The sequence below is a fragment of the Myroides sp. N17-2 genome (assembly GCF_002286775.1).
In the GTDB taxonomy this organism is placed as follows: Bacteria; Bacteroidota; Bacteroidia; order Flavobacteriales; family Flavobacteriaceae; genus Flavobacterium.
Genome location: NZ_NSGJ01000008.1, coordinates 128,956 through 143,974 on the forward strand (window position 1 = coordinate 128,956; position 15,019 = coordinate 143,974).

Consider the following 15,019-nt stretch of genomic DNA (forward strand, 5'->3'; position numbering starts at 1 on the left):
GATGAGATACCTATATTTAAGTTTTATATTAATTCTGAGCCATTTAGGAATGGCTCAGAATCTAAGTAAAGAAGAATTCGTAAAAGCAGTTAATACGATAGGGGTGTATTGTGTTAATACTTCTAGGAATGAAGACTCTAAAGATGATTTTAAAGGATCAGTCATCCCGACCAAGGACCAAACTTTGGAAGGATATAAAGCAAAGTTCGTAGATACTAGTAATACTTATAAGCTGATTAATGAGTTTATATCATTAAGAGATTCAAAGGATTTTACTCAATTTAATACAGTTGATTATTTAAATGGTAAAGCGGGTAAGAATATTTTTAATAATTCGTCTTATCAAACAATAGTCACATTCTTTAGTAAAGAGAATCGTAAGCAAAATTATACTAGGGATTTTAGTGAACTAAAAAGGATCTACAGTGCTACAGATAAGAATAGCGGAGTTACTACTGATACGACAAATGATTTGACTCAAACACAAGCACAAGATACTACTGTAGCTGTCAGCGATCCTCTTCCGACTTCTGACGTAGAGGATGATATAACAGTTACTCCAACTACAGAACCAAAGGTAGAAGAGATAGGTTTTTTTGAAATCAAACCTCTATCAGTTGGTTTAACTTTAGGAGTAGTGCTTGGTTTTATAGGAGCTTTCTTTTTGCTTAAAAAGGTAGGGAGTTCTGATGATAAAAAAGAAGATTCGAAGTATAAGATTGACCGTCCAACTAGTTCACCTGTTAATGATACTACTGCAGGTAGTAGTGATTTAATTAAATACCAAGAAGATATTAAAAAGTTGCAGGAAGAAAATAGACAATTGCTTGCTAAGATGACTGATTTAGAAAAACTAGAACAAGCAATTGTACAACCGAAAGAGCAAATGATAGAAGAGATAGTGTCTGCCCCTATTGAATTAGAAGTAGTAGCTCCTGTACCCACAAAGAGCGTTAAGTACTATTCTATCCCTAATCAAGATGGGATTTTTACAGCAGAGAAAAGTAGAGAGAGTAGTATCTATAGTGTTGAATACATTAATAATAATGAAGGAATTTTCTATATAGATATCAGCGACCGTTATCTACAAGACGCTATATTCGAAATGAGTACATTTATTGATTGTGGTTGTGAGTATACAGCTACACCAAGCTCTTCTACTAAAGGAATAAGAGTACTTCAGACCGGCTCTGTTATCAACGAAGGAGGTAACTGGAGAATAGTAGAGAAGTGTAAGATAGAGTTTGTGTAATCAAACAAAATAAGAAGTATTAAATATGAATGAAGGAACAACAAGTGGACACGATTTTTTAATCATATTAATAATTGTATGTATCGTAGCTCTACAAGGATGGGTGTTTTATAAAGCATACTTAAAGATTAATATATTTAAGTCTATTTTGCCAGAAGCAAAAAGCTTTAAAACAATTAAGATCTACGTTAGAGAGGATAAGATAGAAGGACTTGATTTAGAGGATGTCTATGCCAACTTGGATAAGTATAAGAAGAATAAGTCACAGGAAATAGGGGCCACTGATACGGTTATTGAAACAATAGATACTAAAGTAACTCAAGAGAGTATCACTGAGAAATACTATAAAATGCCAAACAATATAGATGTTTTTGATGTTGAATGTCAGAGTATTGACCAAGCAATGTATCAGCTAAGTATTTCTTCTCAATTTCCTGATTATGCCGAGTTTGAATTAATAAATGGAGATGAGATTAATGTAGGTAAGTTTTTGACACAACCGACCCTTTTTCTTGATAGAGCTTGTGTATACGATGGGATAATTCCAAATGAGGTAAAGAGTATTGAAGTTATCAAAAAAGGTACAGCGATGTTGACAGATGGCTTGTGGAAAGTAGAAGATCCTTGTAAAATAATATTTCACTCTTAATTAATGTAATGGCAATGAGCGATAAGAAATATATAGAGTTAACTATTATAGATAGTAGTGGTGAGCAGAATGAAGTATATAAGAATATTCAAGATTCAGTAAATACGTATTTAATTAAGAATAAGGGTGCTGTTAGTGATTTTAATCTAATCAAAGATATCGTAGATAGAAATGTAGATGCAGTAGAGGAAGAGATTAGCGCTCAAGTACCTATTCCATTGTATTTAGGTCTAATGGGAACTATGTTAGGTATTGTTGTAGGGCTTTTTGCTATTCCTAGTGTATCTAGTGATGAGTTTAATCATTCTGTTGATATTTTGATAGGAGGAGTGAAGATTGCTATGATTGCTTCTTTTGTGGGATTATTATTGACTACTATATTGTCTGGGTGGCTATTCAAAGAGGCTAAGAATAGAGCAGAGTCTCTAAAGAACAGCTTTTTTTCTTGGATTCAGACTAGTCTTTTACCTGTCTTAAGTCAGAATACTACTTCAAGTTTGTACTCTTTACAGGCTAACTTAGTCAAGTTTAATAATACTTTTTCTGAGAATGTAACAGAGTTCAGAACAGTATTAACAGGTATACAAGGTTCTTTCCAAAGTCAGGTGGATATTATGGAGGAGTTAAAGAAAGTAGATGTTGTACAGTTGGCTAATATCAATGTGAACGTACTGAAAGAGCTAAAAGAAAGTTCATCTCACTTTGCTAAATTCCAAGAGTATCTAAACAATGTAAATGGTTTTATAGAGAATACGAAGGAGTTAAATAGTACGGTTTTAAAGCAATTAAATAGGACAGAGGATTTCACTTCTATCGCTGAGGGGTTTAAAGGAAGTAATGAAACGAATCAACAGATGATTCAGTTGATGAGAAATGAAATCAAGCAAATTCAAGATAGAAGAAAGATGCTAGAGGGACACGTGGTCGAGATAGATAGTGCATTTCACAAGGCATATGAGCAGTTTAATGATCAGGCGATCGAGACTTTTGAGAAGATGCGTAGCAGTGAAGAGTTAAATGCACTAAAAGCAGAGATCACTTTAGAGACAGGTGCTATCGAGGAGAATGTTAATATGGTATTTAAGACCTTAGATAAGGTATTCACTGACTTTGATAGACAAGTATCTAAGCAGATCGAGGTGTCTAATAGTAAGAATAATGAGATGCTTATGATTGCGTTTAACGAGTTTAGAGATGAGTTGATTAAAGGCAATGGATCATTAGGTGCAGAGAATAGTAGCTTTAAGAATGATAAGATCCTGAAGATATTATTATATGTATTTGCAGGTACAGGTAGTATAATAGGACTGTATCAAATCTTTAAGTTCCTATTTAAATAATTTCTGTTAGAATGGCAAAGAAAAAAAAGGAAGAAGGTTTCTTTTGGGCAAGTTATGCTGATTTAATGACGAGTTTGTTCTTTATTATGTTAGTGCTTTTTGTTCTTTCTATCACGATTATGAAGAAAAGACAAGAGGCCACAGTACAGCAGTTAAAGCAGATTACAGATATTCAAGATGCTGTTAAGGAGTTGCCTGAAGAGTACTTTAAATACGATGAGGAGCACAAGCGTTTTGCATTGAAGAGACAGATTAGTTTTTTAGCGATGTCTAGTGAAATTACGAAGGCTGATAAACCTTATTTGATTAAAGTAGGTAAAAGTGTATCTGAACTAATTGAAAAGATGAAGAAAGAGTATGCAGGACAAGATATTAAGTATATGATTATTATAGAAGGAATGTCTTCTAGGGATAATTATTATAAGAATAATGAGTTAAGTTATGAGCGAGCATTAGCACTGTATAACTTATGGAATGCTAACGGTATTCGATTTGATAATTCGATTTGTGAGCTTCAGATAGCAGGTAGTGGTGTGAATGGGGTAGGACGATCGACAAATGAGACATTAAATCAGCGTTTCTTAATTCAAATTGTTCCAAAAATTGGTAATGTTAGATAATAATGAAGAAGATATTTTATATAATCACAGTTCTACTAGTAGGATTGTTAATGACTGATTGTGCCAGATGTTCTAGGTCAGGTACCAATCGTACACATCATACTGATTCTAGAAGACAGTCTAGTCAGAGACATAATGATAAGTCTACTACCACTAGTGGAAAGGGAGTTATTAAGATGAAGAAAAGAGGTGGTGTTTATGAAGTTCCTGCTAAAATAAACGGTGTAGAGATGCAATTTATATTTGATACAGGGGCTAGTGATGTGACTATCTCACTGACTGAGGCAAGTTATTTATTAAAGCAAGGCAAGTTAAAAGAAGAGGACTTCGTTGGTGTGGCACAATATCAGATAGCGGATGGGTCAATAGCTGAGGGAACAGTAATTAATCTACGTGAAGTACAGATCGGTAATAAGAAAGTGAAGAATGTACAGGCGTCAATCGTTCATAATATGGAAGCGCCTTTGTTATTAGGACAAAGTGCACTAGAGCGTTTTGGTGATTTTTCTATTAATTATCAAAAGCAAACATTGACATTTAAATAGCAGAGTTGTGAGTAAATCAAAATATTACAGAGTATTAGGAATACAGGAGAGTGCTAGTCAAGAAGAAATAGAGCAGGCTTATGTAGATGCTCTTGATAAGTATAATCCGGAGAAGAACCCAAACAGTCCTTTTTTAGTTACAATGACGCAGCAAGTGAATGAGGCGTATCAAGCTATTTCAACTGATAGAACTATTAAGCCAGCTGTGGAACGTCCTTGTAGTCAACCTACAGAAACAACTATAAGAGAAATACCTTCACGAGGACCAATCAATAATAATGATAAAGTAGCTTATAGTATTCTATTTCTTCTAATTGGGTTATTAGCAGTCGGTACAGGATATTATTTTTATAGTGAGTATTCTAAGTCTTCTGATGCCTTTATTGATCAAGAAGAAGTTGTTGTTGAACCTGATGAGGCTAGTAAGGATAATACCGTTGCTGAATCTGAAGATAGTAGTAAGGATGATGCCATAGAAGAAGTGCTTACTGACAATGATTCAAAAGCAATAGAGGACGTCATATCTAATAAAAAAGAGGAGGTAGCTGTGGAATCTAAGAAAGTAGAATCAAGTGTACCAGTAGCTAAACCTATAGTAAAAGTAGTAGATACTCCTGCTAAAAATAAAGCTGTAGCTGAAACTCCAAAGCCTGTGGCAGCACCTATACAAGAGAAAGCTGTTGATAAAATAGAAGAAACTATTAGCCCTAAGAAGTTCTTTAAGATAGGTTCTACTAAAGATGAGGTCTTTGCCGCACAAGGCGAACCAGTTAGAGTTCATTCTCATTTAGATATTGATACTTGGTTTTATGGTGATCATAGAGTGAGGTTTAAAGGGGGAAGAGTATTGGATTATGTCGATCCATATAAGCAATTAAACGTTTCTAAGTAAAAATGACCAAACATTATTATAAGATATTAGGGGTATCTGAGGATGCAAGTACTGAGGAGATAGAGGAGGCTTATGTATTATTAAAAGACAAGTTTAATCCTGTAAAGAACCCAAATAGTATTTTCTTAAGAGAAATGTCCGAGCAGTTAACTGAGGCTTATAATACCTTAAGTAATGAAGAGAGAAGAATTGATTACGATTATGACTTTCTAGGAAAAGCCAAACCGAAGCCTAAAGTAATTCCCCTTATAGCGTTTTTTAAATGTGAGAAAGAATCCTTTACAGAAGGAGAGGAACTCTTGTTCTGTTGGGAAGTCATAGATGCTGATATCGTTAGAATCGAACCGTTTGGGTTATTAGTAGATGCTTCAGGCGAACAGAGGATAAAAGTGCAGAAAGGACAAGAAGTAATTAAGTTAAAAGCAATCAATACTAATTCTGAAGTCATGATAGAAACAGATATTATATTGGTTTATACTCCGCAGACTAAGCAAGTAGGAGTCCCTCCGCCTTATGAAGGCTCCTTAGAGAGAAGAAGAAACGAAGACAATACTAGAGTCTTAAACACTGTTTATTACCCTACGACAAATGGAAATAGAGTAGGAAGGGGACGGTTGTTTCTAGGTTTAATAGGCTATCTTATTCTAGCAAGTATAACTTTAGCTATAATACCTAAAAGTGCTAATTTAATAAGTGGTTTGATAGCAATATTTATTGGTATTCGATGTATTATTCTTATTAGAAAGAGATTTCACGATATAGGACAGTCAGGTTGGTTGATGTTACTATTGTTAATTCCTTTTTTTCAAGTTATACCGGCGCTTATACTTCTGCTTTTTCCAGGAAATAAAGGAGCCAATAAATATGGTGTTAGAAAGTAAATGGACTGATGTTATTTTATACTATTATATTGTTTTTTGAATTGTGTACGTAATAAACGATCTACTAAGAACAAAAAACACCCCAAGCCATTGTGACTTGGGGTGTTTTGGTTTTTATAACTAACTAATCAATCAAAATAATATTATTGGTTTCTGAATACCAATTCGTTGTTGAAAGAGTCTAATAAGATGATACTATCTGCTTTTACATTACCAGATAAGATCTCTTTAGACAAGCGGTTTAATACCTCTTTCTGTACAACACGTTTTACAGGACGTGCACCGAACTCAGGATCATATCCCTTGTTTGCCAAGAATTCTTTAGCTTCCGCAGTTGCTTCCATATGTACGTTTTGTTGAGCAAGCATCTTGAATACACTTTGCAATTGAATATCTACGATTTGTAAGATATTGTCTTTGCTCAACGGTGTAAACATTACCACTTCGTCAATACGGTTTAAGAACTCAGGGCGAACTTGTTGTTTCAACTCGTTCAACACTTCTACTTTAGCATCTTCAGAAGCCTGTTCAATATTTGTAGCATTCTCAAACTTCTCTTGGATAATGTGACTACCCATATTTGAAGTCATAATAATGATGGTATTCTTGAAGTCAGCTAAACGGCCTTTGTTGTCTGTTAAACGTCCTTCATCTAATACTTGCAACAAGATGTTGAATGTATCAGGGTGTGCTTTTTCTATTTCGTCTAACAGCACCACAGAGTAAGGTTTTCTACGTACCGCTTCAGTTAATTGACCACCTTCATCATACCCTACATATCCTGGAGGTGCTCCTACTAATCTACTTACGCTGTGTCTTTCTCCATATTCACTCATATCAATACGCGTCATAGCACTTTCATCGTCAAATAGGTACACTGCTAATGCTTTAGCCAGCTCTGTTTTACCAACCCCTGTAGTTCCTAAGAATAGGAATGAACCTATCGGTTTTTTAGGATCTTGTAATCCAGCTCGACTTCTACGTACAGCATCACTAATAGCTACAATTGCTTCTTCTTGACCTACCACACGTTTGTGTAATTCGCCTTCTAAGTGAAGCAGTTTTTCTCTTTCACTTTGTAGCATTTTAGTCACTGGTACACCAGTCCATTTAGCTACTACTTCAGCGATATCATCACTTGTAACCTCTTCTTTAATTAGCGATTGACCACTTTGGTTTTCGTCTAATTGTTTTTGTGCTTTCTCAAGGTCTTCTTGAGCGTCTTTTATTTTTCCATATCTAAGCTCAGCTACCTTTCCATAGTCACCATCACGTTCCGCTTTTTCAGCTTCCAATTTATATGTTTCTATTTCTTGTTTAATAGCCTGTACGCGATCTACAACCTCTTTTTCAGATTGCCATTTGCTATAGATATCGTTTCTTTCTTCTTTTAAGTTAGCAACTTCTAATCCAAGAGATTTAAGTTTGTCCTCATCATTCTCACGTTTGATGGCTTCAATCTCAATTTCTAATTGCATAATCTTACGATCAAGCACATCTAATTCCTCTGGTTTAGAGTTGATTTCCATTCTTAATTTAGCCGCTGCCTCATCCATCAAGTCAATCGCCTTGTCTGGTAAGAAACGGTTGGTGATATAACGCTCTGATAAGTTAACCGCAGCGATAATCGCCTCATCTTTTATACGTACTTTGTGGTGAGCTTCATACTTCTCTTTAATACCACGTAAGATAGAGATAGCACTTTCTGTGTCTGGCTCATCTACCATTACTTTTTGGAAACGACGCTCTAAGGCTTTGTCTTTCTCAAAGTATTTTTGGTACTCATCTAATGTTGTCGCTCCGATAGAACGAAGTTCTCCACGTGCTAAAGCAGGTTTTAAGATATTCGCGGCATCCATAGCACCTTCACCACCTCCAGCACCTACTAAAGTGTGAATCTCATCGATGAATAAGATGATGTTTCCTTCAGCAGAAGTTACCTCTTTAACTACTGATTTTAAACGCTCTTCAAACTCTCCTTTATATTTCGCACCTGCAATCAAAGCTCCCATATCTAATGAGAAGATTTGCTTGTCTTTTAAGTTATCAGGTACATCTTGCTGTACGATACGGTGTGCTAATCCCTCTGCGATAGCTGTTTTACCAACTCCTGGTTCACCGATAAGCATTGGGTTGTTCTTTGTACGACGGCTCAAGATTTGTAACACACGTCTGATTTCTTCATCACGTCCGATTACAGGATCTAGTTTACCTTCGTTAGCTAATTTTGTAAGGTTATTAGCATATTTATTTAAAGAGTTATAAGTTTCTTCAGCAGATGCAGAAGTTACTCTTGCTCCATTTCTGATTTCGTTAATAGCCGCTTCAAGTTGTTTTTCTGTTACACCTTGATCTTTTAATATCTGTGCTACTTTACTCTTAGATTTAAAAATAGCTAAGATTAAGTGCTCTATAGAGACATACTCATCCTTCATCTTCGTAGCGATAGCCTGCGCTTCAGTGATAGCAGTACCTGCTTCTCTTGATAAGCCCATTTGACCTCCTTCTACTTTTGGGAAGTTAGCGATTGTTGCATCTAATACAGATTTAAAAGTATCTACATTGATGTTTAATTTCTTTAAGATAAAAGGAGTAACGTTTTCGTCAACTTCCATTATCGCTTTGAAAATGTGCTCATTTTCTATTTGTTGTTGCCCTAAGCCTTGCACGATTACCTGTGCTTGCTGTAAAGCTTCTTGCGATTTTATTGTAAAATTATTTAAGTTCATATAATAATCTGTTTATTTGTTTGGTTATATCGTAATAGTCAAAAGGTGTTCCAATACTAAATTTAAGACATTTTGACAATGTTTGCATAATTCGCATTAGTAAAAGATGTCAAAAAGTCATAAATTTGCCTATATACACGTAATCGAACTAACATTTTGTCTTATGGAATGGATCAATATAACAGAGAGTAGTCAAATAAAAGAGCTTATCGAAAAATCAAACGATAAAGCAGTCATTATATTTAAACACAGTCCACGTTGCCATATTAGCAAATTTGCTCTGCGCAATTTTGAAGCTAGTTTTACTAATCCGACGGAAGTAGATTGTTATTTAGTAGATGTAGTTAACGATAGACTTTATTCTATGGAGGTTAAAGAATCGTTACAGGTTCAGCACGAGTCTCCACAGTTAATCATTGTTTATAAAGAAAAAGCAGTATTTAATACTTCACACGAGAGTATAGATGGGGCTGATACAGATAAATTGTTATTAAGGCTGTAAGTATGGTAAGAACATTAGTGTATAGAACCATATCACTGCATGGAGTTAAAACACCTGGTATTATTGAGAATGGAGTATATCACTTTACCTATTTTGATGTCTATGAAGATGGTAGAGTAGCGAATTGGAACTTTGAAGATTTTGAACACTTTATTAAAGATGTACAGAATGGATGGGTGGTGACTAATATCCCTGATGGTAAGGAATTTTCGTGTTATAATTTAGGTGCATGGAATATCACTGCAGGGAGATGGTATTATACTCCGGAGTCTTATATTGCCTATATTAAAAGCTTAGTCTTAGAACTTAATCCTAATTGGACGAATATACATACGTATCAAGAAAGACGTGTAAATGGTGTAGTAGTAGGGGAGTCAGGATCAGGTACTTTGTATAAAGAGGATACAGTGGATGTAGATGTGTTTTTCCCTAAGAAAGTAAAAGGAGAACATCATAGTCTGTTTTACTGCATTGAGAACAATTATTATCTTGTAAGTATTTTGCTTTTTAAAGATAAGAGTATCATAATTCACGGATGTGGAGAAGAGAAGGTTATTGACTTTGATGTGTTAAGACAGTTGATAGACCAAGGAGTAGTCTGTAGTACATTACCAATAGGAGCAAGAGTGATTATCGAAAACCTAGGTGAGTTTACTACAACGGAAGAAAGTTACAGCAATGATATAGAAGATTTGTTTGCCGGATTAGAAGATGATTACCGCAAACTAAATGGAGAGAAATCGTTAAATGATTTGTGTTTAGATGTCTTTGATGCATATCAAGCAAATCCGTCTGACGAATTAAAAGAAGCTTTAAAGTTAGCTTATGAACGAGTACCTGAACATCTGCGTATGTATCTAGGTGATATGGATACTAGAGATAGTGAAATTATAGAGATTATCTACGGCCCTGATTATTGGGATAATGAAGATATAGAATAAAGAAAGAGGCCAAGAGCCTCTTTTTTCATAAATAGTGGGGACTAAGTTAAACCCTGATTCAGCATTAGCCAAATACTACAAAGCAATTCTAATTAAGAATTCTTTTTATCAATTATTCTAGGTTTAAATAGAAAGGGTGTTGTATTTGTTTTCGTTTAACTGGAACATATATTTATGCGCATTAGGTGTGCCTATAAAATACAAAGGCAAGTCATTCAAAGTTACACCGTATACTTTTAAAGCGAACTCACATACTACTAGTTTTACTCCTGCTTTATCAGCAGCATCTAGCTCTGCGCGCAATTCTTTATTGTTTAATTCTTGAACCATCTGTCCCATTATCACGATTTGGAAATCAGCTTTAGGATTAGCTTTTTTGATTTCACTTCCTGTCATAATAGAAGAGCGAAGGTTTTTTATAGATTGTACTAGAATAGCATATTTATCTCCTTTAGTATCCTGTTCATAGGCTATAGTAGATACTTTAGATGTATTAAAGGCTACAGCCTGTGTACTCACGATAGAACATAAAGCGATTGCTAAAACTAATTTTCTCATTGTTTACTATATTATGGTTTATATAGTGGCTAAAGTAGACGATTAGGTAGAGATGGGAAGTAACAATTGTTACACAACAGTTAATTACTAAGCTTGTAAATCCTGAAGAGCCAATCTCTCCATGTTGCGGTTACTTGCTTATTTCGTGCCCAATGCTTGAGGAATGTTTGCTCAAGAGAGGTTTTTCAGCAAGAACACCTCTAGCATTAGGCTCATATTCCTAAGGAAGATAGTAATTGAGAAAAGATAACTATGTAACATTAGTTACTGTACTATTCCAAATTAGTGAATAACTTTGAAGTATTAAATCGGATAGGATGATAATTACATATTTTAAGAAATGGTCAATGATGAGGTGGGTTCGCTTAGGGCTAGGAGCGCTCCTTTTATTTCAAGCAATAGATGCGGAGTTATGGATATTAACTATTCCTGTAGCCTATCTGTTTTTACAAGCATTCTTTAATTTTGGGTGTAAAAATGATCAGTGCAAAATTAACTAAACTTAATTCAGTGTTGATTATTAGTGTTTTATGCGTGAGCTAAGAAGTGTTGAAAAATACAAGAATATTTATATTTTAGCAAAGTTTTTAAAACTCGCAAAATATGAACAAAAGAGTCCTAACAATATTTCTTTTTACAGCGATACTAAGCTTATCAGTAGCGTGTAAAGATAAAGAGGCAGATACTCCATTAGCAGATAGTACTACAGAAGAAGTAACAACTACTGAATCAACAGAAGAACCAATGGCAGTAGCTGATGAAGCAGTAATAGAAGGGGAGGAAGGAGAATATAATCCAACGATCTTCCCAACGTCATTTAAGTTTAAGCACGATTTGATAATGACGGGTACTTTTCACGAAGGAGAGGTATCTGCAGATGTAAGCAGCAAATCTTGGGTAGGATTAGTCAAAGAAACAGATGGTACATATAGTGTACATAAACTAAATCCTACGACTAAAATAGTACACGATGATGTGGTAGATGAGGCGGGGGAGATGACCGCTGTGAAGGTCTCTGCTAAGAGTGTAGGCGAAATAGTATTTATGACTAATGAGGGACTTATCAGTCAGGGAAGTAACCTTACAGTAGCTCAATTACCTACAACAATCTATCCTGGTGAAAGCAAGGATTTTACGTATAAAGGAAAAACGTATACTATCTATGCTGAAGGAGAGAAAGGAGCTCCTTATACTTATGAGACTAATGAGGGTGAAGTAATCAAGACTTACGAAATTAAGAAATACCAACTATATCTTAAAGTGAAGGGACAAGATAAAGTGATTACGCTTTTAGACTTAAAAAGCCTAGAGGAAGCTACGCCAACTATAGAGTTTGCAGGTGATTTAAATGGAGATGGTTATATTGATTTATTGATCAATACTACTTATAATTATAATATGAGTCGCCCTACTTTATATCTATCTGATTCAAAATCAGGACAACTTACTGTGAAAGCTGTAGCTGCACTAGAGAGTGTAGGATGTTAGTAAGTAACGAATATAATATAATGAAAAAAGCCTGTAGATGATGTTCACAGGCTTTTTGTTTATAAGGTTGATTCTAATTTCTCTAATAATTCGTCAAAATCCATTAGATCATTAGGATTGTTATAATAGTGATTTAGTCGAGAATCTATAAAATCCTTTTGACCTTGTGATAGGACATTACTTGTTTTCTCTTTATCATCGTTATTGTTCTTATTTTCTTTCTGTTGTGTTTTCATAAGAATAACAGTTTTAATGATTTATACAAAGATAAAAATAAAATGTATATAGGGTTTTCTATTGCGTATTTTTAATGTATTCAGGTTGTTATGTTTTTTGTACTTTATTTTACTACATATTACTATCTTTCATTGCAGGCATATTGATTTCCTTGACGCAAGTAGCTGTAGAGGTCGATATGATAAACCGGATAGCCTGTAATACGTCTTGCAGAGGGATAAGTTCTCCATTAGATTTTTCGATAATAGATTCCACAGTTTCTTCGCATCCATATTCTGTCGCTAAATAGCCTAGGTTAAGAATAGATACTCCTATATTATCCTCTCTAAGGTTTTCTCTTAAAGAGTGAATAACCCCTCTTAAGGCAAACTTAGTCGCTGAGAAGGCTACTTCTTTACCACCGTGATTATCTAGTCCCCACGTAGAGCCAATCAAGATGATCTTAGCGTTCTCTGATAACTTGAGGTTCTCTATAAATGCCTGAACCATTAATATACATGACGAGATATTCGTATTAATCATATTAATGATTTCGTCTTGTGTATTATCACTAAACTTATAATCTTCAGAGAAGGCATTGTGTTCCCATATTCCTACATTATAGATGAAGTAATCTATCTTTTGATCTCCTATTTCTTGTTTTAGAGCGTTAGTAGCAAGGACAGGGTTAGATAGATCTGCTGCTATCCAATGTTTATTAGATGAGGCAGAAGCTAGATAATCAGGCTGACTACGTGAGATACCATAGACCGTATCTTGTTCTGTAGGAATGTATTGAGTGATAGCTTTGCCTAAGCCTTTGCTTACGCCGTATATTAAGTATGTTTTGGTATTCATTGAATTTTGTGATTTATAGTCTTGGGAACTTGTATTAATAGTAATAAGACCGTATTGTTTTGCAATCAGCAATTTACAAAAAGTAACATTAATTCTGACTTACTTGATGTTAATTTAAGAGTAGTGACAATATGTTGCAGTTTAATATTGTCTTTTATATGTGTAAGTTATTGTTTTTTAGTTGTTTGAGTAGTAGTGTTAAAAAAGTGTTTTTATGTATTTGATATAGGAAGAATATATAATTTTGCGCCACCTTAAAAATACGAAATAACAATGAAAAGAAAATCACTAATTGCGGTGATGGTTTTAGCAAGTGGTCTTTCAATGAGCAGTTGTAAAAACACAACAATAGAAGATAATTCTATTGAAACTGAGCGGAATACTGATACAGTAAATTTGCACCCTGAAGAAATCGTCTTTACTAACTTAGGTACTGATGACGATGGCTTCGAACACTACAGCCTAGTATCAGGTACTGAGAATATCAAAGATTATCCTAAGAACTTCTCGTTCGCTAACACGATGATTACGCCAGGAGCTTTTCACGCTGATGAGTTGCCAGAGACTATCGCTGATAAAGAATGGTTAGGGCTAATATCTGATAAGGATAATACTTATAAATTAGTGGCTCTTAAACCAACTGTTTCTAAGATATTTGACCCTTCTCACGATGAAGTAGGAATGACTAGTGGAATAGAGATTGTACAGCACAATGAACAAAATTGTCTATTGTACATCGAGAAGCAGAGTAATCTAAAAGAGACGAATGTAGAAGTAGCTAATATCCCTTCATACATCTATCCAGGAGAGAAAGTACAGTTCACCTTTAAAGGAAAAGAATATACATTGTATGCTACCGGAACTAGAAAACTAAACGGTGTAAATGAAGCTGACTTTACTAATTCTGTTGAGAATGGGTATGAGATGCCGAAGTACTACGTGAAGAACTATACCCTGAGAATGGAGATTAAAGATGGAGATAAGATGAGTGAAATGATGTTATTATCACAACGCTATTTTGAAGAAGGACAAGTGCCTAAAGTTATATTCGGAGGCGATATTAATAATGATGATGTAGTGGATATTCTAATCAATACTTCTACAGAATATAATGTCTCTAGACCAACCCTGTATTTATCAGATACATCTAATAATGATGTATCTATACTACCTGTAGCATCACATGAGAGTATAGGATGCTAGTTTCTTATTAATTACTTTTACTAGAGATAGTAAATTATAATATGTACTTTTTTTAAAGCCATTAAGCATTAAGCTTAGTGGCTTTTTTGGGGTTAAAGAATTAAAGTTCACATTAGATGATTGTTGTTGTTTTGAGTAATGGGATTAAATGTATGTATTGTAGTAGTTTAGGTTATTTGGTGTAGTAAAAAGCATTAATAATCATCGCATATTTAATAATTTTAGTTCAATAGCGTCCTAAACGTTTAAAAAAAGGCACAAAAAAAGAGAGTAAATTAAGGATCTCAAATTATCTTTGAGTTGCACACCTAAAAAAGACTCTCTTGATGTCAAATATAACATTGT

16 protein-coding genes are annotated in these 15,019 nt (G+C 34.5%); 12 read left to right on the plus strand and 4 right to left on the minus strand.

What is annotated here, in order from left to right; genetic code table 11:
* Position 1 precedes the first annotated feature (1 nt).
* From CF599_RS05785 to CF599_RS05815, 7 genes are read left to right on the plus strand one after another with little or no spacing between them, the layout of a single operon-like run.
* Complete coding sequence (locus tag CF599_RS05785; protein ID WP_143824794.1) at positions 2-1,252, plus strand: hypothetical protein; 1,251 nt, start codon at positions 2-4, stop codon at positions 1,250-1,252.
* Positions 1,253-1,277: 25 nt separating this feature from the next.
* Positions 1,278-1,901, plus strand: a complete 624-nt coding sequence (locus tag CF599_RS05790; protein WP_121965098.1) for a hypothetical protein — start codon at positions 1,278-1,280, stop codon at positions 1,899-1,901.
* Between the two features lie 14 nt (positions 1,902-1,915).
* Entirely contained in the window at positions 1,916-3,241 is a 1,326-nt protein-coding gene (locus CF599_RS05795; protein ID WP_143824795.1) for a hypothetical protein, read from the plus strand.
* A gap of 11 nt (positions 3,242-3,252) precedes the next feature.
* Positions 3,253-3,861: a flagellar motor protein MotB gene (locus CF599_RS05800; RefSeq protein WP_121965100.1), complete on the plus strand. Its 609-nt coding sequence runs from the start codon at positions 3,253-3,255 to the stop codon at positions 3,859-3,861.
* Between the two features lie 2 nt (positions 3,862-3,863).
* Positions 3,864-4,406, plus strand: coding sequence for a TIGR02281 family clan AA aspartic protease (locus CF599_RS05805; RefSeq protein WP_121965101.1), 543 nt, complete (start codon positions 3,864-3,866; stop codon positions 4,404-4,406).
* A gap of 7 nt (positions 4,407-4,413) precedes the next feature.
* A complete protein-coding gene (locus tag CF599_RS05810) occupies positions 4,414-5,298 on the plus strand; it encodes a J domain-containing protein (protein ID WP_121965102.1) in 885 nt (294 codons plus the stop codon).
* Between the two features lie 2 nt (positions 5,299-5,300).
* Positions 5,301-6,179, plus strand: a complete 879-nt coding sequence (locus CF599_RS05815) for a DUF805 domain-containing protein (protein WP_121965103.1) — start codon at positions 5,301-5,303, stop codon at positions 6,177-6,179.
* Between the two features lie 143 nt (positions 6,180-6,322).
* Here the strand turns inward: CF599_RS05815 and clpB are convergent, their stop codons facing one another.
* On the minus strand, positions 6,323-8,908 hold the full coding sequence (gene clpB, locus CF599_RS05820; RefSeq protein WP_121965104.1) for an ATP-dependent chaperone ClpB: 2,586 nt from the start codon (positions 8,906-8,908) through the stop codon (positions 6,323-6,325).
* Positions 8,909-9,071: 163 nt separating this feature from the next.
* Here clpB and ytxJ point away from each other — a divergent pair, with 163 nt between their 5' ends.
* Positions 9,072-9,410 carry a bacillithiol system redox-active protein YtxJ gene (ytxJ, locus tag CF599_RS05825; protein ID WP_121965116.1) on the plus strand — a complete coding sequence of 113 codons (339 nt, stop codon included), beginning with the start codon at positions 9,072-9,074 and terminating at the stop codon, positions 9,408-9,410.
* Positions 9,411-9,412: 2 nt separating this feature from the next.
* Positions 9,413-10,351: a hypothetical protein gene (locus CF599_RS05830; protein WP_121965105.1), complete on the plus strand. Its 939-nt coding sequence runs from the start codon at positions 9,413-9,415 to the stop codon at positions 10,349-10,351.
* A 123-nt stretch (positions 10,352-10,474) separates the two neighbouring features.
* Here CF599_RS05830 and CF599_RS05835 read toward each other — a convergent pair whose 3' ends face one another.
* Positions 10,475-10,909, minus strand: coding sequence for a DsrE family protein (locus CF599_RS05835; RefSeq protein WP_121965106.1), 435 nt, complete (start codon positions 10,907-10,909; stop codon positions 10,475-10,477).
* Positions 10,910-11,226: 317 nt separating this feature from the next.
* Here CF599_RS05835 and CF599_RS05840 point away from each other — a divergent pair, with 317 nt between their 5' ends.
* Both CF599_RS05840 and CF599_RS05845 read left to right on the plus strand, forming a co-directional pair.
* On the plus strand, positions 11,227-11,409 hold the full coding sequence (locus tag CF599_RS05840) for a hypothetical protein (protein ID WP_121965107.1): 183 nt from the start codon (positions 11,227-11,229) through the stop codon (positions 11,407-11,409).
* Positions 11,410-11,512: 103 nt separating this feature from the next.
* Complete coding sequence (locus CF599_RS05845) at positions 11,513-12,397, plus strand: hypothetical protein (RefSeq protein ID WP_121965108.1); 885 nt, start codon at positions 11,513-11,515, stop codon at positions 12,395-12,397.
* A gap of 59 nt (positions 12,398-12,456) precedes the next feature.
* Here the strand turns inward: CF599_RS05845 and CF599_RS19485 are convergent, their stop codons facing one another.
* Entirely contained in the window at positions 12,457-12,633 is a 177-nt protein-coding gene (locus CF599_RS19485; RefSeq protein WP_158221766.1) for a hypothetical protein, read from the minus strand.
* A 112-nt stretch (positions 12,634-12,745) separates the two neighbouring features.
* Positions 12,746-13,471 carry an SDR family oxidoreductase gene (locus CF599_RS05850; RefSeq protein ID WP_121965109.1) on the minus strand — a complete coding sequence of 242 codons (726 nt, stop codon included), beginning with the start codon at positions 13,469-13,471 and terminating at the stop codon, positions 12,746-12,748.
* A 273-nt stretch (positions 13,472-13,744) separates the two neighbouring features.
* Between CF599_RS05850 and CF599_RS05855 the strand changes: the two genes are divergently transcribed.
* Entirely contained in the window at positions 13,745-14,674 is a 930-nt protein-coding gene (locus tag CF599_RS05855) for a hypothetical protein (protein ID WP_121965110.1), read from the plus strand.
* Positions 14,675-15,019 lie beyond the last annotated feature (345 nt).

Coding starts and splice junctions, on each gene's coding strand:
- CF599_RS05785 (WP_143824794.1), top strand. CDS start 2: ATGAGATACCTATATTTAAGTTTTATATTAATTCTGAGCCATTTAGGA.
- CF599_RS05790 (WP_121965098.1), top strand. CDS start 1,278: ATGAATGAAGGAACAACAAGTGGACACGATTTTTTAATCATATTAATA.
- CF599_RS05795 (WP_143824795.1), top strand. CDS start 1,916: ATGAGCGATAAGAAATATATAGAGTTAACTATTATAGATAGTAGTGGT.
- CF599_RS05800 (WP_121965100.1), top strand. CDS start 3,253: ATGGCAAAGAAAAAAAAGGAAGAAGGTTTCTTTTGGGCAAGTTATGCT.
- CF599_RS05805 (WP_121965101.1), top strand. CDS start 3,864: ATGAAGAAGATATTTTATATAATCACAGTTCTACTAGTAGGATTGTTA.
- CF599_RS05815 (WP_121965103.1), top strand. CDS start 5,301: ATGACCAAACATTATTATAAGATATTAGGGGTATCTGAGGATGCAAGT.
- clpB (WP_121965104.1), bottom strand. CDS start 8,908: ATGAACTTAAATAATTTTACAATAAAATCGCAAGAAGCTTTACAGCAA.
- ytxJ (WP_121965116.1), top strand. CDS start 9,072: ATGGAATGGATCAATATAACAGAGAGTAGTCAAATAAAAGAGCTTATC.
- CF599_RS05830 (WP_121965105.1), top strand. CDS start 9,413: ATGGTAAGAACATTAGTGTATAGAACCATATCACTGCATGGAGTTAAA.
- CF599_RS05835 (WP_121965106.1), bottom strand. CDS start 10,909: ATGAGAAAATTAGTTTTAGCAATCGCTTTATGTTCTATCGTGAGTACA.
- CF599_RS05840 (WP_121965107.1), top strand. CDS start 11,227: ATGATAATTACATATTTTAAGAAATGGTCAATGATGAGGTGGGTTCGC.
- CF599_RS05845 (WP_121965108.1), top strand. CDS start 11,513: ATGAACAAAAGAGTCCTAACAATATTTCTTTTTACAGCGATACTAAGC.
- CF599_RS19485 (WP_158221766.1), bottom strand. CDS start 12,633: ATGAAAACACAACAGAAAGAAAATAAGAACAATAACGATGATAAAGAG.
- CF599_RS05850 (WP_121965109.1), bottom strand. CDS start 13,471: ATGAATACCAAAACATACTTAATATACGGCGTAAGCAAAGGCTTAGGC.
- CF599_RS05855 (WP_121965110.1), top strand. CDS start 13,745: ATGAAAAGAAAATCACTAATTGCGGTGATGGTTTTAGCAAGTGGTCTT.